The sequence below is a fragment of the Pantoea sp. AG702 genome, from assembly GCF_003182295.1.
Classification (GTDB): Bacteria; Pseudomonadota; Gammaproteobacteria; order Enterobacterales; family Enterobacteriaceae; genus Pantoea; species Pantoea ananatis.
The window spans coordinates 91,376-114,755 of record NZ_QGTU01000011.1 but is presented as its reverse complement, the minus strand read 5'-3'; the positions used below and the strand labels follow the sequence as shown (position 1 = coordinate 114,755).

General features: G+C 52.5%; 21 protein-coding genes and 3 pseudogenes. 7 read left to right on the top strand and 17 right to left on the bottom strand.

The window, feature by feature from the left end:
- Positions 1-413: 413 nt before the first annotated feature.
- The 9 genes from DFO57_RS21470 to umuC all read right to left on the bottom strand — a co-directional run bounded on the left by DFO57_RS21470 (position 414) and on the right by umuC (position 11,742).
- Positions 414-752, bottom strand: a complete 339-nt coding sequence (locus DFO57_RS21470; protein ID WP_233255884.1) for a YgiW/YdeI family stress tolerance OB fold protein — start codon at positions 750-752, stop codon at positions 414-416.
- Positions 753-1,396: 644 nt separating this feature from the next.
- Positions 1,397-1,852, bottom strand: coding sequence for a hypothetical protein (locus DFO57_RS22630; protein ID WP_146206694.1), 456 nt, complete (start codon positions 1,850-1,852; stop codon positions 1,397-1,399).
- A gap of 406 nt (positions 1,853-2,258) precedes the next feature.
- Positions 2,259-2,819 (bottom strand): fimbrial protein, encoded by a 561-nt coding sequence (locus tag DFO57_RS21460; protein ID WP_110015891.1) that lies wholly within the window; start codon positions 2,817-2,819, stop codon positions 2,259-2,261.
- A 48-nt stretch (positions 2,820-2,867) separates the two neighbouring features.
- Positions 2,868-5,387, bottom strand: a complete 2,520-nt coding sequence (locus DFO57_RS21455; RefSeq protein ID WP_233255883.1) for a fimbria/pilus outer membrane usher protein — start codon at positions 5,385-5,387, stop codon at positions 2,868-2,870.
- Positions 5,388-5,439: 52 nt separating this feature from the next.
- Complete coding sequence (locus DFO57_RS21450; protein ID WP_233255882.1) at positions 5,440-6,153, bottom strand: fimbria/pilus periplasmic chaperone; 714 nt, start codon at positions 6,151-6,153, stop codon at positions 5,440-5,442.
- Positions 6,154-6,163: 10 nt separating this feature from the next.
- A complete protein-coding gene (locus tag DFO57_RS21445) occupies positions 6,164-6,481 on the bottom strand; it encodes a hypothetical protein (RefSeq protein WP_110015885.1) in 318 nt (105 codons plus the stop codon).
- Positions 6,482-6,737: 256 nt separating this feature from the next.
- A complete protein-coding gene (locus tag DFO57_RS21440; RefSeq protein WP_110015883.1) occupies positions 6,738-7,700 on the bottom strand; it encodes a LysR family transcriptional regulator in 963 nt (320 codons plus the stop codon).
- Positions 7,701-8,640: 940 nt separating this feature from the next.
- Complete coding sequence (gene repA, locus DFO57_RS21430) at positions 8,641-9,660, bottom strand: plasmid replication initiator RepA (RefSeq protein ID WP_109718116.1); 1,020 nt, start codon at positions 9,658-9,660, stop codon at positions 8,641-8,643.
- A gap of 1,044 nt (positions 9,661-10,704) precedes the next feature.
- Positions 10,705-11,742, bottom strand: coding sequence for a translesion error-prone DNA polymerase V subunit UmuC (umuC, locus tag DFO57_RS21415; protein WP_255421268.1), 1,038 nt, complete (start codon positions 11,740-11,742; stop codon positions 10,705-10,707).
- A gap of 281 nt (positions 11,743-12,023) precedes the next feature.
- Here umuC and DFO57_RS22795 point away from each other — a divergent pair.
- The 3 genes and pseudogenes from DFO57_RS22795 to DFO57_RS21405 form a co-directional block, all read left to right on the top strand.
- Positions 12,024-12,377 (top strand): annotated as a pseudogene (locus DFO57_RS22795) (transposase); the annotation flags it as partial.
- Positions 12,366-12,665, top strand: coding sequence for a cupin domain-containing protein (locus DFO57_RS22790; RefSeq protein WP_199226583.1), 300 nt, complete (start codon positions 12,366-12,368; stop codon positions 12,663-12,665). The pseudogene DFO57_RS22795 and the gene DFO57_RS22790, both read left to right, overlap by 12 nt.
- Positions 12,666-12,676: 11 nt before the next feature.
- A pseudogene (locus DFO57_RS21405) lies at positions 12,677-12,862 on the top strand (TraU family protein); the annotation flags it as partial.
- Positions 12,863-13,033: 171 nt separating this feature from the next.
- On the opposite strand, the gene DFO57_RS21400 reads toward DFO57_RS21405, so the two are convergent.
- The 7 genes from DFO57_RS21400 to DFO57_RS21370 form a co-directional block, all read right to left on the bottom strand.
- Positions 13,034-13,384, bottom strand: coding sequence for a DUF305 domain-containing protein (locus DFO57_RS21400; RefSeq protein ID WP_031374866.1), 351 nt, complete (start codon positions 13,382-13,384; stop codon positions 13,034-13,036).
- 126 nt (positions 13,385-13,510) lie between these two features.
- Positions 13,511-14,917, bottom strand: coding sequence for a heavy metal sensor histidine kinase (locus DFO57_RS21395; protein WP_110015875.1), 1,407 nt, complete (start codon positions 14,915-14,917; stop codon positions 13,511-13,513).
- Positions 14,914-15,594 carry a heavy metal response regulator transcription factor gene (locus tag DFO57_RS21390; RefSeq protein ID WP_031374864.1) on the bottom strand — a complete coding sequence of 227 codons (681 nt, stop codon included), beginning with the start codon at positions 15,592-15,594 and terminating at the stop codon, positions 14,914-14,916. The genes DFO57_RS21395 and DFO57_RS21390 overlap by 4 nt, the downstream gene beginning before the upstream one ends.
- 26 nt (positions 15,595-15,620) lie before the next feature.
- The gene (gene copD, locus DFO57_RS21385; RefSeq protein WP_110015873.1) at positions 15,621-16,553 is read right to left on the bottom strand and encodes a copper homeostasis membrane protein CopD; all 933 of its coding nucleotides are present in this window, start codon (positions 16,551-16,553) and stop codon (positions 15,621-15,623) included.
- 4 nt (positions 16,554-16,557) lie between these two features.
- Positions 16,558-16,938, bottom strand: a complete 381-nt coding sequence (gene copC / locus DFO57_RS21380; protein ID WP_110015871.1) for a copper homeostasis periplasmic binding protein CopC — start codon at positions 16,936-16,938, stop codon at positions 16,558-16,560.
- A 31-nt stretch (positions 16,939-16,969) separates the two neighbouring features.
- Positions 16,970-17,779 (bottom strand): copper resistance protein B, encoded by an 810-nt coding sequence (locus DFO57_RS21375; RefSeq protein ID WP_143790218.1) that lies wholly within the window; start codon positions 17,777-17,779, stop codon positions 16,970-16,972.
- 133 nt (positions 17,780-17,912) lie between these two features.
- Complete coding sequence (locus DFO57_RS21370) at positions 17,913-19,733, bottom strand: copper resistance system multicopper oxidase (protein ID WP_110015867.1); 1,821 nt, start codon at positions 19,731-19,733, stop codon at positions 17,913-17,915.
- A 286-nt stretch (positions 19,734-20,019) separates the two neighbouring features.
- Between DFO57_RS21370 and DFO57_RS21365 the strand changes: the two genes are divergently transcribed.
- On the top strand, positions 20,020-20,250 hold the full coding sequence (locus tag DFO57_RS21365; RefSeq protein WP_094121210.1) for a hypothetical protein: 231 nt from the start codon (positions 20,020-20,022) through the stop codon (positions 20,248-20,250).
- Between the two features lie 540 nt (positions 20,251-20,790).
- Complete coding sequence (locus DFO57_RS22700) at positions 20,791-20,952, top strand: hypothetical protein (RefSeq protein ID WP_158279701.1); 162 nt, start codon at positions 20,791-20,793, stop codon at positions 20,950-20,952.
- A 154-nt stretch (positions 20,953-21,106) separates the two neighbouring features.
- Here the strand turns inward: DFO57_RS22700 and DFO57_RS21355 are convergent.
- Positions 21,107-21,552: pseudogene (locus tag DFO57_RS21355) on the bottom strand (heavy metal translocating P-type ATPase); the annotation flags it as partial.
- 81 nt (positions 21,553-21,633) lie between these two features.
- Between DFO57_RS21355 and DFO57_RS21350 the strand changes: the two are divergent.
- Positions 21,634-21,987 (top strand): metalloregulator ArsR/SmtB family transcription factor, encoded by a 354-nt coding sequence (locus DFO57_RS21350; protein ID WP_064691153.1) that lies wholly within the window; start codon positions 21,634-21,636, stop codon positions 21,985-21,987.
- A gap of 98 nt (positions 21,988-22,085) precedes the next feature.
- Complete coding sequence (locus tag DFO57_RS21345) at positions 22,086-23,369, top strand: arsenic transporter (RefSeq protein WP_110015863.1); 1,284 nt, start codon at positions 22,086-22,088, stop codon at positions 23,367-23,369.
- Positions 23,370-23,380: the final 11 nt, after the last annotated feature.

Genomic DNA, 23,380 nt, shown 5'->3' with positions numbered 1-23,380 from the left:
AAGCAATAAGAAAGGGGAGGAACATATACATGATAAATCTCCATCATTTTAATTAAACGAAGCCGTATATTTAAAAAATCCTACTTATTGAATTTGAAAATAAACTTTATTACAAGGCATAAACATTTGAAATTTGTTGTTGAATTATAATTATTCCGCATAGTAAACAGAAAGAAAGCTTCAGTTGTTAAGCGCATGGAAAATATTAATATTCGTGGATTTTATCTTGTTGGTTTTTTGGTGGGAACATCCTTTACTCTCAGTGGTGATATTAATGATTGCTTTTGTCATTATTCTGGACGTTTCATCTTAGCGGCGTCACTAAATTAATTCATTAAAATAAAATCACCCCTGTAAATTTAATTTTAAAAACTGTTATTGTACAATTTCTATTTTTTACATCAATCTAAAAGTTATTCCATTTTTTTCAGCTTCGCCCTCAATACGTACTTTTTTTCAGGAGAAACAGTCTGGCCCATCCAGTATTTATCATCAATTTCGACATAAGTACTACCACTGCTATCTCTGAACCCGTATAGTTTATGACCAACTTGTTTAATGACATGACCTACTAAGACCACCCATGCATCGTCATGTAAGGATTTAGCTTGTTCAATACTCGTCAAGGCCGGGGTCGGTCCCCTGAACCCACCATTAAAATATGTTTCTTGACCTGAATTAACGAAACCAGGTTTAGCTAAAACACCAAATGAAATGGCAGAAATTAATATTACAAAACTTGTTTTTTTCATGTTTTCTACTCTTTTTTTTTATCTTTAAGAGTGAAAAATCATATCTTAAATTATTAACATAATTAATTATTTTATTGTTTTTTTTAATAAAAATCCTAAAAAATGTAAGAATAACCAAGTTTTTGCTCTTCATCTTTCTTGACTTACCCTAAGCATATTTTGAACATTGCTAATTTAAGCACATGAACATTTGATGGCAACCATCTGTTTGAATTGATTTTTTTAAATTCTTACTTCCCTTATCTTAACATTTTGATTCACATATTCTCTTTTTTTTGCTCTTAGAGATTTTAGGAGTGTTTCTTTAACGCAATAGCTGGAATTTTGTGCGCATTTTTAATTTTTCATACCATTTATATTTAGCCTTCTATAAATTAAATAATTACTGCTCGCGCCTTGGTAGACGATCCTGCCCTTTAGTTTTAGCATAACAACTGTCTTTGAGCCCGATGACGAAGCATGTTGGTGATACAACGGATCCCATGCTTCATTATTTATTCAGCATTGCATTCAGGATGGTTAGTAGGTTAAGATTTATAGTAACCTGGAATTCATCGCGTTTGACTGCTGATTTCAGGATGTTAAAAAAAAACTTCTGCGTCGAACTGATTCTTCATTTCTGCTTTATTTCGCTTTTCCGGAACCTAAGGAATGTCAAGTTTAACATTTAATGTACCGGAATAAGTGCCCGGCTTTAGCTTCTGCTGGCCAGGATTCAATATTAGCATCATCGGTGCTGTATTTTTGGCAACCCACCTGCTATCTTTCCACTCCGCACCGTCAATACGGTAAGGAACTACATTATTGCCTTGGCCAGCTATTTCTCCCTGCGTGCCATCTGTTTTATCAGGTATGAAAGTGAGCACACCGCCAGGCTCTTCAGGCCGTGCTAACTCCATAATCTGACGTTCCTGTCCATGAAGTGTTGTCTGTACCTGAGTCTCCACCAACGCAGAGAATGAGCTACCAGCTGGCACTTTCAATGTCGAATCACCGTATGACTGCCATGTACCCGCTCGTCCTGATTCATAAAACTTAAGCTCTACTGTTCGCTCACTTTCAGTTGGGTTTGTCAATACAAAGGGTGTGCCGGTAGGCATTCTTTTGGGTACCTCAAACCCTCGATTATCTGATCCATCACTGCAGTAACAAGGTTGAGTTACACCCTGGACTGTAACTTGAACATTGGAGTCGTACATACAACACACTAAATTCGGCCCGTCCCACGGCCACCATGGTTTATCCCAATTAATTGGGCCATTTTTTATTCCCGGCGCGGTAGCCGAAATCTTCACAGGAGTGGTTGCCTGAGCGCTGGCATTGTATCCCAACGTTAGTAAATAGCAGATTACTATCATTCTGTTCATTTTCACCCCGTCATTTCTGTGGCTGACAGTTTGCACTACCATCAAGCATTTAAATTATTGACTTATTCTTCCCTTTTTAACCTGCCGGGCCGTCAATGGACCATCCTCCTTAAGGCCCGGAAGGTTAACCTGTATTCTGTTACTCGTAGGCCAGCTTCAGAGCTACGTTAGCCATGAAATTCCCTGCGGTAGGCTTTGCACCACCTGCAGGCAGAAGTTTTACGTTGAATTTAAGTGGGGAACCGTCTTTTTCTTTAAATTTAATCGGAGTTGTGGGTGTCAGCACTGCCCCGGCTGAGGTTGCGTTATCCCCGGCCAGAATCTCCGCTTTCACGTTGCTTGCAGATGACCTGTCTGTTGATTTGGCCTGATTTGCTATCAGACCCTGTCCATCGACAGCCGCGTCATCCGTCGAAACGTCAATACCGCTTACACCCGTCCCGCAGTTTTTCAGTACAATCGTCACTGGCTTAACCGCCCTCGCTGTATCATTCATGATGTCGCTGACCTTGATATTATCCAGCGTCCACGGATTGGCGGCGTCCACTTCACAGGTGTTATCCACCACGGTTGCGGTGATGTTGACCGTGGTAGAGTTCGTTGTCGTTGGTGTTGGGCCGGCTGCCCGGGCGGTAACGGACAGGCCAAGCAGCGGAAGAATGGCCAGCGGCGCGAGTGAGTAGCGGATAAAATGTTTCATTATTTATTTCCTTTAGTGGTCTGAGGGGCCTGATGCCCTGAGTTAAGCTTATCTGCAGTTAACATGCTGCTGCAGCAGCGGCAAGTTTTTCGCATCCGGCGGCAGGCTAAGGCGGACCCTGCACTGCTGGTCAGGTCCGGAGCCCCACTCTGCCTTCAGAGTGTCGTGTGATGAAAGGCCCGTGAGGTAGACCTGTCCGCCGTCGCCCACCAGTCCGCCGCCACTGCTGCTGCTCACGGTTGCTCCGAAGGGTAACGGTTTGCCGTTGTGCAGCAAGGTCAGCAGTGCGTGAGCACCGCGGTGCACACGGAAACGCGCCCGGACAATAGCGCCCTCGGTTGGCACAACGCTGGCCACCGGATTGTCGATATCGGTATGGTTATCCAGCGTGCTGACGTCAAGCGCCACGTCATTTTTTATGTACTGGCTGGCATAAGGGACGATGGCATAGCCCCGGCTGTCGGTGTGAATGCCCTGTGTGTCAGCAATATTCGCGCCGGCTGCCCCCTGCGCATCAACGAGCACGCTGGTCTCTCCCGGCAGCTGTCCGAATGTGGCGCCGCCGCTGTGCAGTATTACCCCGCCACTGGCCCCGTAGCGGACCTGCCTGTAATGTCGACTGTAACCGTAGCCGGCTGACAGACTGCCGTCAGTGCCGCTGTAATCTACACTGGCGTCGCCGCTGTCGCCGTCACGGCGTCCGTACCCCTGACTGACGGCCCATGACACCTGCTCACTGTCTGCTGTCCCGCTGACTGCAGCCTGCGTTGTCGTGTTCCCGTCACTGTCGCGGTTTGCGCTGGTGCTGACATAAACCGGGGTCGGGCCTGAACTGCCTAGCGGCACTGACAGCGCAAGGTAAAGCGAGCGGTCGGCATCCGGCTGTCCGCTGACGTGGCTGTACCCCCATGAAAAACTCCAGTTAACGCTGTGAAAGGTGCTGCTCAGTCCCACCTGCAGGCTGTCGGTGCTGGCGCCGGACTGCCAGTATGTCTGATGGCTGCCGTTCACATAGGCTGAACCGAGCGTTCCAAGCGACTGGGAAACACTGACGGTGACCTGTTGCCGTCGGCTGTTATAGAGGTTGTAATACTGGCTCCAGTCCGGACGAACGAGACGGCCGGTCGCATCGACTTCCACGTCTTCACCGTTCCATCCCGACATGTTGCGCTCTGCGGTTTCGCTGAAGGTGTGATACCCCTGAGTCGAGTACCGGTAGCCGGCCAGCTGGAAGGTGGTTCCGGTAGTCAGCAGCGAACGGGAATAAAGAAAACGAACCGACTGCCCCTGGTGGCGGGACTGGTCAGCCAGAATACTGTTGGCCTGCGTCAGGTCCGCTGACAGGGCACCCCACTCCCCCAGATTAATACCTGCTCCCAGCGCGACTGAATGGTATCGCGATGCCTGAAGCATGCCGCCGTAAACGGTGACGTTGTGGGGCAGCCCCCACTGCAGTTCTGCCTGCATAAAAGCGGGGAGTTCCGTGTCGCGACCGGCACTCCGGTAACGACCGCCTGTCAGGGCGTAACGCACATGACCCTGCCGCTGCAGGACGGGAAGGGATGAATAAGGCACTGTAAAAACCCGCAGGCTGCCGTCAGCCTCGCGGACGTCAACAGTCAGGTCGCCGGCGCTGCTCACGGTATTCAGGTCGTCTATTACAAAAGCACCCGGTGCCACGAAGGTCCGGTAAATCACGTTGCCGTTCTGAATAACGCTGACGCGGGCGTTACTGGCCGCGACCCCTCTGATTACCGGCGCATACGACCGTACGCTCTCCGGATACATGCTGTCACTGGTTGCCAGCCTCACACCCTGAAAGGAAAAGGCGTCGAAAATCGTGTCACGGGTGGTGGCGTCTCCCAGCAGCAGTTCGCTGCGCCACGGAATAATGGTTCGCTCAGCCCAGGTGTTGATATGTCGCCACTGGTTATGGCTCTGGTAGGGGTTCTCGCTGCGACTCCAGGTGCTGTTGTCCCGCAGCCGCCATGCTCCGAGGTTCAGGCCACTGGTCAGGTAAAGGTAATCGCTGTTGCTGTTTCCGTACTCACCGTCGTTACGGCTGCCACTTACCTGCCAGCCCAGAAGCGCGGCATTTATGCCCTCGTCCCAGTACGCAGGAGAGACCCAGCCCCGTGGACGGTGCACCAGGGCCGCCTGAGGAATGCTGATATTGAGACGCATGGCATCTGTGTCAAAGGTCATGAACGACCCGGGAATAATTTTCTCGAGGGGAACACACCCGCCCGCGCTTGCCTGCTGGAGGGACGGAAACGCTGCCATCTTAACGCCGGTGAGAGCCAGAACGTCACCGGTCAGGCAGGCATGCAGCCCACTGTGGTCATGCGGGTCCGGGGTGTCGGCAAGGCTGAACGCCAGCGTTCGCCGCCCGACCCGGTTACCGTCAACGTAGATATCAACGGGATAGCGGCCCGGCGCCAATGCAGCCCCCTGCTCAAAAGCCGACAGGCTCGCCACGCTGTACTCACCGGAAATCATTGATGGCTCGAAGTGCAGCGCGGCGGATGCACCGAAGGGAAGCGCTGCCATCACACAGCACGCAAGCATGCTAAGGTCCGGCCTCATTCTTCTGAGTGTAACTTTCATGTTGCAGGCCATGTCACGGATTTATGCTGAATGCCAGTGGCTCACTGACACCACCGTAATCGTTAATGCTGTGCAGAGTCAGGACCGACCCGCTGCCGTCCGGAAGCGGCAGCGTTGTGCTGCTCAGAGGAGAAACCATGACATCCCTGAGATTCTTCACGCCTGCACTCAGATGTGTCAGCGTGAGGTAGTAGGGCGTCGGATTATGCACTGTCAACAGGCTTCCTGTGCGGCTGAACGTCAGACGTCCGGGAGCCTCTCCGGGCGCGGGCTTCAGCCCTGACGGTCGGAGAAATAATTTAAGTTGCGTCACCGTTGACACGTGAATAACGGCCTTGTCCGCGTTCCTGCTATCGTCTACTGAGGGAATGACTTTAACCATCAGGTAAAACAGCGTCTCCCGGTCAGCGGGAAAGCTCCCGCCTGTGCGGATGAGGCTGAGCATGTTTTCACTTTCGGGCTTACTGAGATACAGAGGTGGGGTCACCACGAAATTTCCGCTTTTATGTCCTGTAGCATCGTCAACCCAAGACTGAATGAGGTAGTTATCCACATCTGAGGTATTCGCAATCCGCACGCTGATGCGGGTTGCGCCAGCGGGAAAGATAAAACGCGTGCCGCTGACCGTGATACCGCCTTTTGCCATACAGCTGAGCGGGATGCATGCGGTAAGCGCCAGCAGCAGTGCTCTGGCCGTTCCAAAAAAAGACTTGCATGGCTGCTTCAATTTCATCCCCTTAACCAAAAGTAAACAGAGCGCGGTAAACACCCATTTCAGTGGAAAGTTTCACCTGCCAGTGCTCAAGCGCAGAGCGCGCTGTCAGCTTCATTACGCGCAGGTCAGCAAACCACGCGCTGCCGTTATCGTGATGCTCAAGGCACTCACAAAGCCTTGCCCATATATAGAGCGTTTCGCACGCTCCGGGATGTTCATCGCATACGAGCAGCAAAAAGCGTCGCAAGTCTGCACATTCTGTAAAGCCATAGCGGCCAAGCCTCATGGCGAAATCCTCTGCGCTTATCAGGCTGACATGCCGCCCCGCAGTAACTTTCATATGCTCTCCGTTAAGACATGCTGCACTGGGAACGAGACGGCACACCTGACTGGCAAAGTCCTGCCGGCATTGTGCCGGAACAAAAAGGAAGGCCACCGCCTGTGTCATCAGGCGGCGGGCATGTTATAGAAATCAGACTGGGGGGGGAACTGCTCTGGAGTTAAAGAGGGGTTAACTTTAAGGAAAGGCTCGGAGTACAGATACAGGAACCTCTTAGGTTTTCTGAAAGGAGAGTATTTGGCTTACTCGCCCCCCACTATCTCGTGTCATGATCACTTTTAAGGTGACTCTTATCAATCTGTGGCCGCATATTCCAGCATCGCTCAATATAGTCCCGAAAGTGGGTGAAGAGAATGTTCTGACGCGGGTGCTGGCGCCATATAAGCCAAGCGGGCAAATCAGGTATACGCCACTCGGGCAAAACAGATACGAGTTGCCCCCGCGAAAGATAAGGCGCAGCCAGCCAGCCGGGCGTTGCCAGACTGATACCCTTTCCCTTAAGGGCCAGATTGAACATGGCCAGCAGATTATTGGATGACAACCCGTTTTCTGCTGAACTCTCCAGAAGATATGACTCATCTCCACAGGAAAGCATCAGCGGGCCGGCGAGTCCGTTATTATGCATCCCAAAAAGAGTATGTCTTTCCAAATCACACGGGTGTGAAATAGCAGGATTCCGCCTGATATAATCGGGGCTTGCGCAAATCAGGAGTTTTATCGGGCTGAGTTTTCTGTGAACCAGATCTTCGCTCTCTATGCGTCCGCTGCGCAAGACCACATCGTCCAGTTCCGGAGAGTCAGAGCGGAGATCGGTGCGCTCGCGGGCATCAAGAAACACCCTGACGCGGGGGTGAGCCTGCGTATAATCATTGCACCATTCACCGGCAAGGAATTCACACACGATGGCGGGCGCCGCCAGCCGGACAGCGCCTTTAATTTCTCTTTCCGGATTACGGATTTCCTCAAGCAGCGCATGAAAGGACACTGTAATGTCCCTTGCCCGCGCGAGTGTGGTTAAGCCGGTCTCCGTAAGCCTCATGCCCTGCGATGTCCGGGTAAAGAGTACTGTTTCGAGATATCGTTCAAAACGGCTGATGGATTTACTGACTGCCGCCGTACTCATGTCTAGCTGACGGGCTGTCTCCGAAAGACTGCCCGTTTCGGCAGTGCGAATAAAAATGAGCCAGTCACGCATGCCGCGGTTATTATCTCTGTCCATGGTTATCCGAATAAAAATAAGTATTAGGGTGGGATAATAGCAGTTTAAGCAGAATGCCGCCTAAGCGGCATAAAGGCGCCAGATGACGTAAAAGATGGCGCAGATGCTGAACGGCGCCGTACGCCCGGCGGAGCCGGTTACAGACCTATAAATCGTAACATTCCCTACCTTTCCCTGAAGAGCCTTGCGGGCTTTCAGCAATGAAGAAATGAGGTAACCCCTTTTAACCCCGGTGAGCGGGCTTCACGGCGCCTGCGACGTGAAGGGCGTGATTTCCGGGGCCTTGGCGTCGGCAGCCTGCTGCTGACGCTTAGGGGGGTGTTCACTGTACCCTGAAGCGATACTACTCACAGCGGCACCTAAAGCATTAGTTACAACACCCATTAATCAGCCACTGCAGTTCCGGCCCTGCGGGCCGGGCGGCGGCGGCTGGTCAGTGGGGGCGATGGGTTTTCAGGTCCGGCTCCGGTCCCTGCCTGGAGGGGCACTCAGGGTGCAGGACTGCGCCGGTGCTGTTTACAGTGAATGGATGTATGCTGTAACTAAAATGGTGCGTTCTTGGGGCCCGCGTCAGCGGGAGCTACTTCAGATTCTGAGCGGCGCGGACGCCTGCGGCCGCTGCGAGCGAAGGCCTTTTCCACTTATCCACAGAGTCGCGGGTGACAGAGATCATTCCGGGTTTATGCGGAAGACCTTAAAACAGTGTTTACGAATGTTTTGCAGATTATTCGGTATCCGTTTGCTGCTTTCTGAGGTTATCCCTTTGCGGATTTATGTGGATAAAAAGACGGTGACGGGGTTTTGCGCGTGCTGTCGGCGCATGAACGACATCGCGGCCGGCATGAAACGGGAATCATGGCGAAGACGTGGCCGGAGCCTGAAAAAAACCACGGCAAAAGCCCCGGTTAAGGGGCATGGTCGGTATGTAAGGCGTTACGCGTCAGACGTGGGTGTCGTGTGTCTCAAACAGCTGCATCTGGAAAAGCTGCCGGATGGCCAGCTTCTCAAGACGCTCATCCGTGCAGTACAGCAGCTCGCCTGCGGGCAGCGTTTTACGCAGGTGTTTCATCATCTCAAACACCTGCACGTCCCGTGGATGGCTGCTCAGCCGGTTGGCCCGCTTACGCATCGCCCCCTGCTGACGACGGTATTTCAGCGACTCGATCCTTTTACGGTCATACCAGCGACGTCGGGCGGCCTGTGGCGAGATGTCTTCATCCTCCCGCATCAGCCCTTCCGCTATCATCTGCCGGCGTTCCTCGCTCCTGCGCAGCGCCTTTTCCTGCTCCTTTACCAGTCTGGCCATGTCCGCACCCAGTATCCGGAAGCCGGCATCGGTTATCCAGACGTACTTCGGCAGCCACTGCCCGGACTCGCGGTCCCACATTTTTTCTTCCGACACCGCGAGTACGCCATACCGCACCTGTTCGCTAATCAGTCGTGACATACGGCTTACCGTGACGGCCGTCTCCGGAATGACGTTGCCGTGTTCGTCTTTCGGACTGACCTCCTGAGCCAGCCGGGACGTGCACATGCCGACAGAATGTTTTCCCTTGTCGCAGAAACTGATCAGAACCGGCCAGGTGCAGTCCAGCAGACGGGCTTTTTCCGGTTTGAAATGGTTTTTACGCCCCGCCTTCTGGCGGTTCATCATGTAGTAAGGGTGCAGCGACATCCGCATGCGCAGTTCGCTGAGGCCGGTTTCCGGATCGGTTTTCACCAGCCGGTTGTAAAGGTAGCCGATCTGGCCACCGACCGGTTTGTAGTGTGCCGGCCGGAACCACCGCGGATTTTCGCATTTAGCACGCGTAGAGTGTTCGCCCCTGACGCGACGGGTCTTACGGGGTACGACGGGAACGAGAAACGAGGACGTTTCACCGGCGTCGACGCCCTGCCAGAAACGTATCTGCTCTTCCGTGGCGAGCTGACTCCAGTGACGGGTCGGGTTGCGCTGCTTCATGACAGCGCCTCCCTGGCAGACTGAGGCCGCTTTGTTCTCTGGCCAAAGGTATGCCGCAGGACTTTACAGACCGCCTGACGTGAAAACAGGGCAGCCGGAAAAAAGACGCGGGGAAGCCCACCGTCATTACTGCCGGTGTCACGGGCGAACAGCACAGTTTTGATGTGAAGAGGTATTGCCGGCCAGTTCAGCCGGAAAACAGACTTCAGTAACGTAGCAGTAACAATGCCACACCCGGTCGGGGGGCAAATGCCGGCAGCAGAATGGTTACTGCTGTAACGTCTGGCTTCATCCGGATTCGGGCAGTTTAGCCCGATTGAAATCTGGTCATTCACCCTGTCCCGGACTTATGGCGGACAGAGGTTGTCTTATGAAATGCATGCGTTATAATCCTTCATAGGCCAGCGCCTGCTTTTAACCCCCCGATACTGTCAGCCCGCCAAAGTTGAGCAGTACCGGGGGGTTTTTGCATTCAGAATCCGGGCAAGCCGGATTCTGACCCTGGACGTTTTACGGATACGTCCCATCCGGATATTCGGTGGCCCCCGCGGCCGCGCATGTTCGGTCACGGAGGTTTATGCTCTCCTTCCCTGCAGACCGCCACAGCCCGCCGGAAAGGATCGTTACGATCGCGCCACAAGATCGTCAGAAAATCATACCCTCAGAAAAATCTCAGATCCAGCCTGAAGTTAAATTTCGTCACCTTTTTGCCTCACAACAAGGTCTCTGTCGCAGGTACATGTTATTTCAGGTTTCTCTCTGCATGGCGATGCAGGAAGTCCGGAACAGATACGGGCGGGGATGAAGGCTGAAAAAGACTAAAGTCAGGGATAAGTGAGACGATAACTGTCTGTGAACGCGGACTTACCTAAAAGAAAAAATGGTACTGGTTAATTTACGCCGGCAGTTTTACCTCTCCGGGCTGTCGGTTCTTTTTTTTCACATCTGGCAGTCCGCTTTAGTAATGAACTGACGTTCTCTCACGGGAAATATGATGACTGAACGCCTGAGGCGCCTTGGATATCTACGGTTTAGCTCTTAAATCTACTTTATTCCCGGGATATCCTTTAATCGTGTTGTATAGCGCGGCGACAGCATTTCTCGCTTCATCTGCCACGAACTGTCGCGCTCTCCCTGCCCTGCAAACCAGACCTTTCCTTTTCCTGAGCGGTTGATAACGTCCATCGCTGCCATCAAAGCGTCTGCGTTTGCACGCGGCTGCTGTACACTGAACATATCAAACTGTACCACCCCTGACTGGTAAAAATCGCTGAGCATCACACCCGCTCTGGCATACCGGAAACCATCACGCCAGATGGTGGCGAGACCGCGAAGTGCTGACGCTATGATGTCCCGCGTGTCACTGGTCGGATAGTCACAGACACACGACGCGGTGTTCGAATACTGTGGCTCACTGCCGTGCCTGGCGGTGGCGACCGACACGCTGACATGACGACAACGCGAATTCTGCTCCCTGAGCTTTTCCGCCGCGCGCGTGGCATACAGCACCACGGCCTGCTGCATGTCTTCCAGCTGCGTGATCCTCTCGCCAAAGGAACGCGAGTTTACGATCTGTTGCTTTGGCGGCGGGGCATCCTCAAGAGCGAGGCAGGGCTCACCATTCAGTTCACGCGTGGTTCGCTCGACGATAATGTCGAAATTCTTTCGTATCATGCTGATGTTGCTGTCCGCAAGCTGCAGGGCGGTGGTAATCCCCAGCTGGTTCAGGCGCAGACTGATCCGCCGGCCAATTCCCCAGATATCGCCGACGTCGGTCAGGTGAAGGAGTTTTCGTTGCCGGGTTCTGTCAGACAGGTCCACAACGCCGTTTGTCCGTGTCCACTTCTTCGCGGCGTGATTGGCCAGTTTGGCCAGCGTTTTCGTCGGCCCGAACCCCACGCCGATTATCAGCCCGGTTTCGCGCCGGATACGCTCACGCATCTGCTGTCCGAACGTCTCAGGCGGGATAAGGCTGCTAATCCCTGTGACGTCCAGAAAAGATTCATCAATGGAATACACTTCCTGTCCGGCGGCCATTTCACCCAGTATGGCCATCATGCGGGCAGACATATCGCCGTTTATGTGGAATGGAAAATCTACAGGACTATTTCGGATTTGATGGCTGCTCTGAGCGAAATATAGTCATTCGCACCCTGAGAATTACACTTTGAAGTGATTCAGGGTATGCGCTTACTGGTTACGAATATTGAGCGAGAATCATGCGATGATCGCCGCTTTTCTTTCGAGCCAGTAGGTGCTCCACGTTCGCTAACGAATACTCAGGACATGCAGATAAACTGCTGGCTATATTTCTTTCGAAGAGCGTGGAATGCATACCAATCCCCGATGAAGAGGAGTTGGTGATGACCGCGACTAATCAGTTCGCTGCACATGTTGGTCTGGACTGGGCAGATAAAAAACACGATGTCTGTGTTCAGTTTAAAAACGGTGAACGCGTATTCCATGTGATTGAACATACACCAGAAGCGCTTGATGTCTGGCTTACCGAGTTACACCAGAAAGTAAAAGGCAGAATCGCCATAGCTCTCGAGCTGAAGAAGGGCCCCGTGGTATATGCTCTTCAAAAATATCCCTTTATCACCGTTTTCCCCGTCCACGCTTTGTCCCTGGCTCGTTACCGGCAAGCCTTCTCGCCCAGCGGCGCTAAAGATGACCCGCAGGATGCAGAGCTGGCATTAGAGTTAATGCTGCGTTATCTGGTAAACCGTCAAGACAGGTTGGTTATTCATGAAAAAATGCCTCCCGGCACTTCTGAAAAGCGACATTTTCACTCCGTTTCCAGACAGTTTTTCTTTGTTCTCAATGGCATTCTTTCAATAGAGTTGGAAGGTGAAATGCGCAAAATTAAAGCCCTGCAGGGGCTAGAAATTCCACCGGGGTCAAAGCATCAAGCCAGAAACGACACTGAGTCTCCCGGAGAATTTATTGTAATTTCGCATCCGACGACACGAGGGGATCGTTCTGACCTCCTTTCTTCCTACTGACAACTCACAGACATCCGGCCACCTCGCTAATTGCCGGCTACTCATGCGATACAGCGGCCCGAGCGCTCAATCCCTACTTCCTCAGCACCCTGGATTCCCTTATGTGGCGTTCGGGCCTGCCGGAATCGCTTTATCCGGAGGCGCTTATTCCCGGACAGCGCGAGCTGGGCAGCCAGGCCAGCGCCAACATGTGGGGTATCCCTGAATATCAGTTGGTGATAATCAGGCTTTAACGTAATGGCGTCAGATATATCTGTATGATGACGCTGTAAAATTAAACCTGTTTAGCTGAGTGTATAATGGATGCAAGCTTACTGAAGGATTCTTTGGGCAGAACCCTTCAGAGCGTTTATAAAGCCGGATGACCGTTATTTTTTCAGCCACGCTTCCATGTGCTCTATTTCACTTTTCTGTGCCTTGATGACATCTTCTGCCATCTTCTTCATTTCCGGATCTTTCCCGTATTTCAGCTCCGTTTCAGCCATGGCAATCGCGCCCCTGTGATGCTCGATCATGCCTTTGGCAAACGCCCTGTCAGCGTCCTGCTCCTTCAGGGCATTCATCATGCTACTGTGCATCTTTTGCATACCTGACATGTACTCTTTTGATGCCGGAGACATGCTCATCTCATGCGTCATTTTTGAGGCCGGTTGCTGAGCCATAACCGCAGCCGGCAGGACAAACAGCAGGGAGGCAAGAATCATATGCGGTTTTTTCATAAGGTAACTCCTCATAGGTAAGATATTTACTTCAGGTTTTCCCGGGCATCCTTTCATATGTCCGGGAACATAACCTTGATACAGAGCAGTTCAAATCATGAAATTTTAGCCCGGAAAATTTTGTTATTACGGTCCCTCTGTTGCCGGCATGATGGCCGTGAACGTAATGACATTATCATTCACGGCTACCTGCAGATCGCCTTCATGGGCCAGCAAAATGGACCGCGTAATAGAAAGACCGAGTCCCGCGCCATCCGTATTATGCTGCCTGGATGCATCGCCCCGGTAAAAACGGTCAAACAGTCGGCCCAGACTTTCCGGTGCAATATCTTCTGTGTGATTGGAAATATGTACAAAGGCCCTGTCCGAGTTATGCTCTGCTGATACGGATATGGCAGAGCCCGGCAGAGAATATTTTATGGCGTTGGTGATCAGATTACTCAGCGCACGACGCAGCATCAGGCGATCGCCTCTGACGAGAGCATCACCTTTAAGCTTCAGCGTTTTATGACTTTCACCAGCAAGAGGCTCGAAGAAATCAATCAGTTCCTCGAGTTCTTCGTGCAAGGAGACGTTCTGCTTCTCCAGTATCATCAGGCCATTTTCTGACTTCGCCAGAAAAAGCATGTCGCTGCTCATTCTTGCAAGCCGGCTCAGCTCTTCCAGATTAGAGAAAAGTACCTCCCGGTAACTGGCTGCATCACGATCCCGGGACAGGGCAACCTGCGTCTGCATCATCAGGTTACTGACAGGCGTACGCAGCTCATGGGCAATGTCCGATGAAAACTCAGAAAGGCGCCTGAAGGATTTCTCCAGCCTTTCAAGCATGCTGTTGAATTCAGCCACGGTAGCCATCAGCTCGGCCGGCAGATTGTGCGCAGGAAGACGTTTACTGAGGTTGTTGATGGTGACAGCGGAGGCCAGACGGTTTAATTCATTCAGCGGCTTGAGACCCATCCTTGTGACAAACCAGCCCAGTAATACCGAAATGAACATCAGCCCGCCGTTGAACCAAATCAGCCATTTTTTGAGCTGGCTGATAAATTCATCATGAAAGCCGGTATCATAAGCGGCTGTTATCAGGACATCATGTTGTCCGCCTGCTTTCTGCGCACTGATTTTTCTGACAATAACATTATAACGCCAGCCTTCATCCTCTACTGTCTGCATCGTATCCGGATATGCGGCTTCGCTGGCAAAACGTCCGTAAGGAAGCGGAAAACCGGGCGAGGAATAGTCGGCAAGTAACCGGTTATCCGACGTTTTAATCGACAGATACAATCCGCTGTGACCTACCATGGCATCGGCAACCTTGCGTGCAAGCGAAGCACTGTCTGGCTGCCCGGAATCAGCTCCACTTTCCAGTAGTTCGGTTGCCAGCTCAAGCTTTCCTGTCAACAGTGCGGCATCCTGATGGCGAAAATAGCTGCTCAGGGCAGCAACAAGCAGGACACTGGAAAGAAGCCAGGCAGACATCATTACACCGGCAAATATCACGCTCAGCCGTGTAGTCAGGGACCAGTTACGCTTCACTCTTCACGTATCTCCAGAACATAACCGATGCCCCGCACGGTATGAATGAGCTTTGGCGTAAAGTCATCATCTACCTTGCTGCGAAGCCGCCTGACGGCAACGTCAATGACATTGGTATCGCTTTCAAAATTAATATTCCAGACCAGGGAGGAAAGCAGGTTTCTTGGCAAAACCTCCCCGGTTCGCTGTAACAACAACTCAAGCAGCACAAACTCTTTGGTAGACAGGTGAATTTTTTTCCCCGACCGGCTCACGGTCCGGCGGGAGGCGTCCATGATCAGATCTGCAATGCTGTGGTTTCCTGAAGCCTGTGTACGGTTACGCCTGAGCAGCGTGCGGATACGGGCCAGAAGCTCGGCAAAATCGAAAGGTTTTAGCAGGTAATCATCCGCGCCCAGATCGAGCCCTTTAATTTTTTCGCTGACGTTATCTCTGGCCGTCAGGAACAGGACGGGCTCTTCGTGGCGTGCCATGCGCATCTGCTGCAGGATATCCCAGCCGTCCATTGAGGGCAGCATGACGTCCAGGATTATCAGGTCATAATGCTGTCGCAGAATATGCTCCAGGCCCTGACGCCCGTCGTTCACCAGGGTCACGTCATAGCCTGCTTCCTGGAGTCCCTGCTTCAGGTAAGTACCGGTCTTCAGTTCATCCTCAACAATCAGCATGGTTGTCATGATGCGTTTTTTCCTGCAGTTAATTGTTACTCCATACCGGTTCCTGGCGACAGGGTGCCCAGCCAGGCAACAATTGCCAGTATCAGTACCGCTACGGTAAATTCTGTAATAATGCTTTTACGCATCAGTGCAATACCCGCCTTATAGTGGCCCTGAAGCAGGGCATTTTCCAGCTTTGGTGCAAGCCGGAAGCGGTTGGCGGCAGCCAGCAATAACATCAGAAAAAACAGAGCGGTCTTTATTACCAGCAGCAGGCCGTAAACGCTTCCCGGCAAAGTGCTCAGTGGCTTTTCTGTGATAAGCACGAAATTAACCACTGCCGTGATCACGATGCTTATCACAATAACCGTGCCGGCACGGGCAAATCCCGTTAATGCCCCGGACAGCTGCAGTGCATAAGCCGCTTTACTGGCTTTTTTTATACTCAGCAGAACGGTAAAAGCCGTCAGGGCTCCTACCCAGGCACCGGCTGCGGAAAGATGAACAATATCGCTCAACAAATGGACGTAATAGCTCACACCGTCATTCATGGCTGCATGCCCCCCCCACGCCAGGGTCGCCAGCGCCGTACCGCCTGCCAGCATCAAAACATAACGTGAAAGTACGGCATTCCTGAGCCGCAGACCGAGCCCGACAAAGGCGATGGTCAGGGCAACGAGCCGGACAACCCAGCTCATGCCAACAGCGGTCTCGCCGACCACCATTTCAATAATGTGCAGAGTCAGCTCACCGGGGTCGCTGACACCGCTCATAGACTGGGCAACCAGCAGCATGTTTGCCAGTGACAACACAATCCCGGCAGAAATGAGCGTGAAAAAGAACGACCAGACGCTGAACAAAGATACCGGTTTTTTTAAGACGCCTTTCAGGGCATAAAGCTCAAATAAAGGCAGGCCAAAAAGAACCATAAGATCAAGGTAAAGAAGAAACCGGATGACAATAAAAGTCTGATCGTTCATAGCATTACTTCACGCTAAAACTGTAGTTGCCGGTACGGGGATGTGTGTCAGATGACACCGCACGCCATTCCACCTTATAAGTCCCGGCGGGCAGCGGCTTTGCCGGCGTGATAATCATGGTTTTGGGATCGCTGCCGGCTGCAACTTTAGCTGCAACAGGCATTGGCGCGTGCGATGACATGCCCGGCATGGCAGTCATTATCAGACGTGCGCCAGAGAATTTGGTCACCAGATTTTCGGTGAAGTGAAGCTCTACTTTTGAAGGAGCCGCAACCTGTGCCTTGTCTGAAGGCACTGATGAAGCCAGTTCAGGATGTGCCTGGACAGCGAAAGCAGTGACAGAAGCCACAACAGCGATGAAATACTTAGCAGATGAATGTTTCATTATAATACCTGTCTTGTTTGAATTAACTGCATCAGAACCACATGCGTGCCCCGAGAAGGAAACGCACTTCGTTATCTTTTTCTCCTTCACGGGCAGCCATATCGGCGGTATTACCGTAAAGCTGGCTCCAGGAAACCCCGACGTATGGAGCAAACTCACGTTTCACCTCGTAGCGAAGGCGCAGTGAGAGTTCCGTACTGGACAGTCCCTTACCGGTTTCACGCGCTTCATCATCTTTCCCGTAAAGATTGGCTTCAAAGGAAGGCTGCAGGATCAGACGGTTGGTCAGCAGCACATCGTAATCCGCCTCCAGCCTCAGCGCAGTTCGCCCCTTCTCGCCGGCAAACGCTGTCAGCTCGGTTTCAAAATTGTAAAGGGCCATTCCCTGCAGGCCGGCGGCAAGCCAGGTCTGGGGCTTTCCGGGCCGGAAATCCTGTCGGGCCCCGGCAACCACGTCCCACCAGGGCGTAATGGCATGTCCCCACAGTGCCTGCACTTCTGCGGATTCAGCTTTACCGTCGCTGGTTTCGCCTTCGCTGCGCATCCAGAGCCGGTCAATGTCACCCCCAATCCAGCCGCTCACATCCCAGCTGAATCCGCCAGGATCGTTGTTTTTCTGCCATTCCAGCTGATCGGCAAGCAGAAAGTAATTCACGCTGCTGTCATGAACTTTATGACCGTGGACATCCGGAAATGCCGCCTTACGGTCAGCCTCGGTAACCGGCGGGATGGGCGTTCTGCTTTCTGCTGACGCAGCGGGTTGCATGGACTCCATACCATCCATCGGCTCCATCCCGCCCATAGCAGAATGCTCCATCCCTGACATATCATGCTGCTGCATGTTATGCGCTGGCGCGGCATAGACGGGTGTAAACGTCGTTCCGGCAAGTGCAGACCAAACCAGCAATCCTGCCGCAGAACGCGACACATTCTTTTTCATATCACTCCACCCTGAAACTGACATCAGCAGTACCTCATTCAATGACCCGGACTTCACGGAACATGCCCGTTTCCATATGGAAAAGAAGATGGCAGTGATAGGCCCACCGCCCGAGTGCGTCAGCCGTGACGCGATAGCTGCGGCGGGTTCCCGGAGGCATATCAATGGTATGTTTACGTACCTGGAAGTTGCCATCCTCGTCTTCAAGATCACTCCACATACCGTGAAGATGGATGGGGTGCGTCATCATGGTGTCGTTGACCAGTACGATACGAACGCGTTCACCGTAGCGGAGCGTAACCGGTTCTGAATCTGAGAATTTGATACCGTTGAAAGACCAGGCAAACTTTTCCATATGCCCCGTAAGGTGCAGTTCGATAGTACGGGAGGGTTCACGGCCGTCCGGATCCTCAAACGTACTTTTCAGGTCAGCATAAGTCAGAACTTTTCTGCCGTTATTACGCAGACCGATGCCCGGGTCATTTAATTTTGCTGACGGCATCATTGCCTGCATATCGACCAGAGGGTTATTCGTTTCGGAAGCCGGGTGTTTTTGCATGTCACTCATGCCAGCCATGCTTGCGTGATCCATACCGCTCATGGCGCTGTGATCCATTCCCGCCATGCTGTCTGTTGGAGGGGCTGGTATATCTGAACCATCCATACTCTGCATATCGCCGCCGTTCATGCCCTGCATCTGACTGTGATCCATCCCGCCCATGCTGCCATGATCCATCCCGCCCATGCCCATATCATCCATGGTCAGCCAGGGACGCGGATCGGGTTTCGGAACCGTTGCTGACAGCCCCCCCCGGACGGCAAGCGTGCCACGCGCATAGCCGCTGCGGTCCATAGACTGAGCAAAAATAGTGTAAGCATCATCAGTCGGCTCTACGATCACATCGTAGGTTTCGGCAACGGCGATACGGAACTCATCAACGGACACGGGGGTGACATACTGTCCGTCTGCAGCCACGACCGTCATTTTCAGACCGGGAATACGAACGTCAAAATAAGTCATGGCCGAGCCGTTAATGAAGCGCAGGCGTACTTTCTCACCTTTACGGAACAGACCGGTCCAGTTTTTACCGGGTCCCTGTCCGTTCATCAGGTAGGTGTATGTGAAACCACTGACGTCGGCCAGATCTGTCGGGTTCATCTTCATTTCAGCCCACATTTTCCGGTCAGCCAGCGTATTCGCGAGGCCTTTCTCCCGCGCATCACGGAAAAAGTCGGTAGCGGTGGGTTTAGCGAAGTTGTAATAATCTGACTGCTTTTTCAGTTTTGCGAGAATGTCTGAGGCTTTTTCATCAGACCAGTCGGTCAACAGCACTACCTGCTCGCTGTCCCACTGAAACGGCTCAGGTTCAGCGGCATCGATAATAATCGGACCGTATACTCCTTCCTGCTCCTGCAGACCGGAATGGCTGTGATACCAGTAAGTTCCGTTCTGCTTTATTTTAAAGGAGTAAACATACGTGTCGTCCGGTTCGATACCGTGAAAACTGAGACCCGGTACGCCATCCATATTTGCCGGCAGGATAATGCCATGCCAGTGAACAGAGGTCGGCTCTGACAGGCGGTTTTTTACCCTTAGCGTGACAGTGTCGCCTTCTTTCCAGCGCAGCAGCGGCCCCGGAAGACCCGCATTTATGGTTTTTGCATAACGGGTCTTACCGGTGATATTCAGTGGCGTTTCGCCGATAAACAGATCAAAGTCGGTCCCGGTCAGCGTGCGGGACTGCATCAGGCTTACCGCCGAGAGCGCATCAAACGTTCTCAGCCCCAGGCCGCCCACGAGACCGGCGGCGGTTATCCCTTTAATAAAATTACGTCGTGAACTTTTAAGTTCCATGACTGAGCTCCGGCAAAATTCACAGTATCCCGGGAGAAAAAATCTCTCCGCTCCGCAAGCACAAGCCGTGCTTACCGTTCAGGAAGTTTATTTTTTGTTACCGGAAAGCTATCACAGCTGAAAGACGGACATGATTACAATTGTGTAATGTTGGAACTTACTGTTTTTACATTACATTTCTGTCATTTTCGATCGGAAGCATTTTTCTCCTGTACGATAAAAATGACTGAAGCCGGAGAGCATCCGGCCCGCCATTATTTAACTTTTAATCGTAAGGACTGCCGACATGAAAAAATTAATGTTTGTTTCTCTTCTGGCCCTGTTTTCTGCCTCATCAGTATGGGCACAGCCGCATCCTGTTTCAGAGCCGGACGGTCAGGTAACTAATAACGCTGTTGCCATGATGAATGAACATGAGCGTGCCATCCTGGCGCACCAGAGTATGGATAATGCAAATTCTGCAGCACATCAGAGCATCATTGATATGCACCGCAGGATGATGCAGCAGGAAAAATAACGGGTCGTACCGGACAGAAGGTTCGCCCGGTATCTTCTGTCCGTTTCTGTCACTGCTCCGGGATGTGGTTGTGTTTTACCCTCATCATTAATACTTTTTCCGGTAAATCTTCTTTCAAGGCTTACGTGAGCCGGCCCGTCTTGCTGCGACGGGCTCTTTTTTACTGCCTTCTCGCTTTCCGCATCGTTAAACTGCCGGCCGTGCTGAGTACAGCGGTATCTTTGCGCCAATGATGATTTTGTTCCAGGCTTACCACTTATTCGCAAATAAGCCGAGTGAGAGAGGACAATATGTCAGAGCATTATCGCAACTGCATTGAAGCCTGCTACATCTGTGCCGCAACCTGTGATTACTGTGTCGCATCGTGCCTGAAGGAGCCTCAGCTCGATATGATGCGTGAATGCATAAGCCAGGACATGCAGTGCGCAAGTATCTGCAGGATGGCGGCAAAATTAATGACGCTTGACAGTGAGTTTGCTACAGAAATCTGCAGGATCTGCGCTGAAGCCTGCCAGAAATGCGGGGATGAGTGCGGCCAGCATGAGCACGAACACTGTAAAAAATGCGCAGAAGCATGCCATCATTGTGCTCAGGAGTGCAGAAATATGGCAGCATGAATTTTCTGTCATCCACGGTACGAAGCAAGGGACAGCTACTTCATACGCCGGAAAGCAAAAAATTGTCGTCGCCAGCCCTGCCTGACCTTTTGCGGGAAAAACGCAGTAGTAACAGATAATGCGCAACAAAAGACAGGGCTGCCTGAACATGCCCTGTAAGCTGTTCAGGTGGCAAGGGTTTTGGTGTACGCGAAAAGCGACATTATCTGCAGTACCCACCCGACGGGCAGCCGATCCGGCTACTGACGCAACAGGCGCAGGCCGTTTACCACTACAAGCAGACTTGCACCCACATCCGCGAACACCGCCATCCACATGGTCCCCATTCCGGCAATGGTCAGGGCCAGAAATGCTGCCTTGATGCCAACTGCCATAATGATGTTCCTGACCAGCACGCCGTATGTCTCCTGGAGAGCCGGACAAAGGCCGGAATTTTACGTAAGTCATCCTCCGTCAGAGCCCCGTCGGCAGTTTCGATGGCGGTATCTGTGCGCATTGCGCCCACGGCAAAGCCGATATCGGCGCGGGCCAGCACCGTATGTACCTTTTCCCCGAACAGCCTGGACGTTCTGACGTCCAGGCTGTGCAGCTGACTGCTCGCCTCGAGACTGCTTTCTGTTACCGTATCTGCCACTGTGAACAGCCCGTGCACCTGATGACTGTCACAGACCATGATGACCGCCTTAACATATATGCTTAATCGAATATAAAATTGACATGCGCAGTCCTGGAAACGACACTGGACTCTGTAATTCAGGAGAATGTCATGCCACCATTTATGCCCCTGCAGCTTTTCAAAAACCTGTCTGACGAAACCCGGCTCAGCCTGGTGCTGTTACTGCGCGAAAAAGGTGAACTCTGCGTCTGCGAGCTTTCATCCACGCTGAAGGAATCACAACCCAAAATTTCCCGTCACCTGGCTTTACTGAGAGAAAGTGGCCTGCTTGTCGACCGACGAGACGGCAAGTGGATCCATTACCGTTTGTCTCCGCACATGCCAGCCTGGGCAGCAGCAGTGATTGAACAGACTTATCTGTGCCAGCGGGATGACATCCTTAAGCTCAGCCAGCAGGCTGAACGCGATAACGCAACCACCAACGGCAAGCCTGTCTGCATTTAAAAAATTTTGCCATCATATATGCGATTTTTTGAATGTGTTTTGTGCGGGATAATCATCTGCCCGGATCAACGGGCAACTTTATTTAAAAAGGAGAAGGTATGTTTCTGGCGGGTGCGATTTTCGTCCTGACGCTGATACTGGTTATCTGGCAGCCGAAGGGCCTCAGTATTGGCTGGAGTGCAGTCATCGGTGCGGCTCTGGCGCTCCTGACCGGCGTAGTACAGATTGGGGATATTCCGGTGGTCTGGCAGATTGTCTGGAACGCTACGGCTACCTTTATTGCCGTCATCATCATCAGCCTGCTGCTCGACGAGTCCGGCTTTTTTGAGTGGGCGGCGCTGCACGTTTCCCGCTGGGGGGGCGGAAAAGGCCGGCTGCTGTTCACCTGTATCGTTCTGCTGGGTGCGGCGGTAGCCGCCCTGTTCGCCAATGACGGGGCGGCGCTTATTCTGACGCCTATCGTTATCGCCATGCTGCTGGCGCTGGGCTTCAGCCCCGGTGCCACGCTGGCGTTTGTGATGGCAGCAGGTTTCATCGCCGACACCTCCAGCCTGCCGCTCATCGTGTCGAACCTGGTGAACATCGTCACGGCGGACTTCTTTAAGCTGGGTTTCAGCGAGTATGCCTCGGTAATGGTGCCGGTAAATATCGCCTCGGTTGCCGCCACGCTGGTCACGCTGCACCTGTTTTTCCGCAGGGATATCCCGGCCACCTACGACCTGGCGAAACTGAAGGCGCCGCGTGAGGCCATTCGCGATGCGCGCACTTTTAGAACCGGCTGGATTGTTCTCATCCTGCTACTAGTCGGCTTCTTTGCTCTCGAACCACTCGGCGTGCCAGTAAGCCTGGTGGCAGCGGTGGCGGCGTGTGTTCTCTGGCTGGTTGCCCGCAAAGGACACGTGATTGATACCATCAAGGTGCTGAAAGGCGCGCCCTGGCAGATTGTTATCTTCTCGCTGGGCATGTATCTGGTGGTGTACGGTCTTCGTAACGCCGGCCTGACTAATTACCTTTCTGCCGCCCTGAACCGGTTTGCAGAGCACGGCGTCTGGGGCGCAACGCTCGGCACCGGTTTCCTGACGGCGGCGCTCTCTTCTGTCATGAACAACATGCCTACCGTGCTCGTTGGCGCGCTTTCGATTGACGGCAGCACCGCGCAGGGCGTGGTGAAGGAGGCGATGATTTACGCCAACATCATCGGCTGCGACCTCGGCCCGAAAATCACCCCCATCGGCAGCCTCGCTACCCTGCTGTGGCTGCACGTACTGGCGCAAAAAAACATTACTGTCAGCTGGGGCTACTACTTCCGCGTGGGTATCGTGATAACCCTGCCGGTACTTTTTGTGACGCTGGCCGCGCTGGCTCTGCGCCTGTCTGTTTAACCTTAACCCCG

Coding starts and splice junctions, on each gene's coding strand:
- DFO57_RS21470 (WP_233255884.1), bottom strand. CDS start 752: ATGAAAAAAACAAGTTTTGTAATATTAATTTCTGCCATTTCATTTGGT.
- DFO57_RS22630 (WP_146206694.1), bottom strand. CDS start 1,852: ATGCCTACCGGCACACCCTTTGTATTGACAAACCCAACTGAAAGTGAG.
- DFO57_RS21460 (WP_110015891.1), bottom strand. CDS start 2,819: ATGAAACATTTTATCCGCTACTCACTCGCGCCGCTGGCCATTCTTCCG.
- DFO57_RS21455 (WP_233255883.1), bottom strand. CDS start 5,387: ATGCTTGCGTGCTGTGTGATGGCAGCGCTTCCCTTCGGTGCATCCGCC.
- DFO57_RS21445 (WP_110015885.1), bottom strand. CDS start 6,481: ATGAAAGTTACTGCGGGGCGGCATGTCAGCCTGATAAGCGCAGAGGAT.
- DFO57_RS21440 (WP_110015883.1), bottom strand. CDS start 7,700: ATGGACAGAGATAATAACCGCGGCATGCGTGACTGGCTCATTTTTATT.
- repA (WP_109718116.1), bottom strand. CDS start 9,660: ATGAAGCAGCGCAACCCGACCCGTCACTGGAGTCAGCTCGCCACGGAA.
- DFO57_RS22790 (WP_199226583.1), top strand. CDS start 12,366: ATGCTGCGTTATCTGGTAAACCGTCAAGACAGGTTGGTTATTCATGAA.
- DFO57_RS21400 (WP_031374866.1), bottom strand. CDS start 13,384: ATGAAAAAACCGCATATGATTCTTGCCTCCCTGCTGTTTGTCCTGCCG.
- DFO57_RS21390 (WP_031374864.1), bottom strand. CDS start 15,594: ATGACAACCATGCTGATTGTTGAGGATGAACTGAAGACCGGTACTTAC.
- copD (WP_110015873.1), bottom strand. CDS start 16,553: ATGAACGATCAGACTTTTATTGTCATCCGGTTTCTTCTTTACCTTGAT.
- copC (WP_110015871.1), bottom strand. CDS start 16,938: ATGAAACATTCATCTGCTAAGTATTTCATCGCTGTTGTGGCTTCTGTC.
- DFO57_RS21375 (WP_143790218.1), bottom strand. CDS start 17,779: ATGCAGCAGCATGATATGTCAGGGATGGAGCATTCTGCTATGGGCGGG.
- DFO57_RS21370 (WP_110015867.1), bottom strand. CDS start 19,733: ATGGAACTTAAAAGTTCACGACGTAATTTTATTAAAGGGATAACCGCC.
- DFO57_RS21365 (WP_094121210.1), top strand. CDS start 20,020: ATGAAAAAATTAATGTTTGTTTCTCTTCTGGCCCTGTTTTCTGCCTCA.
- DFO57_RS22700 (WP_158279701.1), top strand. CDS start 20,791: ATGAGCACGAACACTGTAAAAAATGCGCAGAAGCATGCCATCATTGTG.
- DFO57_RS21350 (WP_064691153.1), top strand. CDS start 21,634: ATGCCACCATTTATGCCCCTGCAGCTTTTCAAAAACCTGTCTGACGAA.
- DFO57_RS21345 (WP_110015863.1), top strand. CDS start 22,086: ATGTTTCTGGCGGGTGCGATTTTCGTCCTGACGCTGATACTGGTTATC.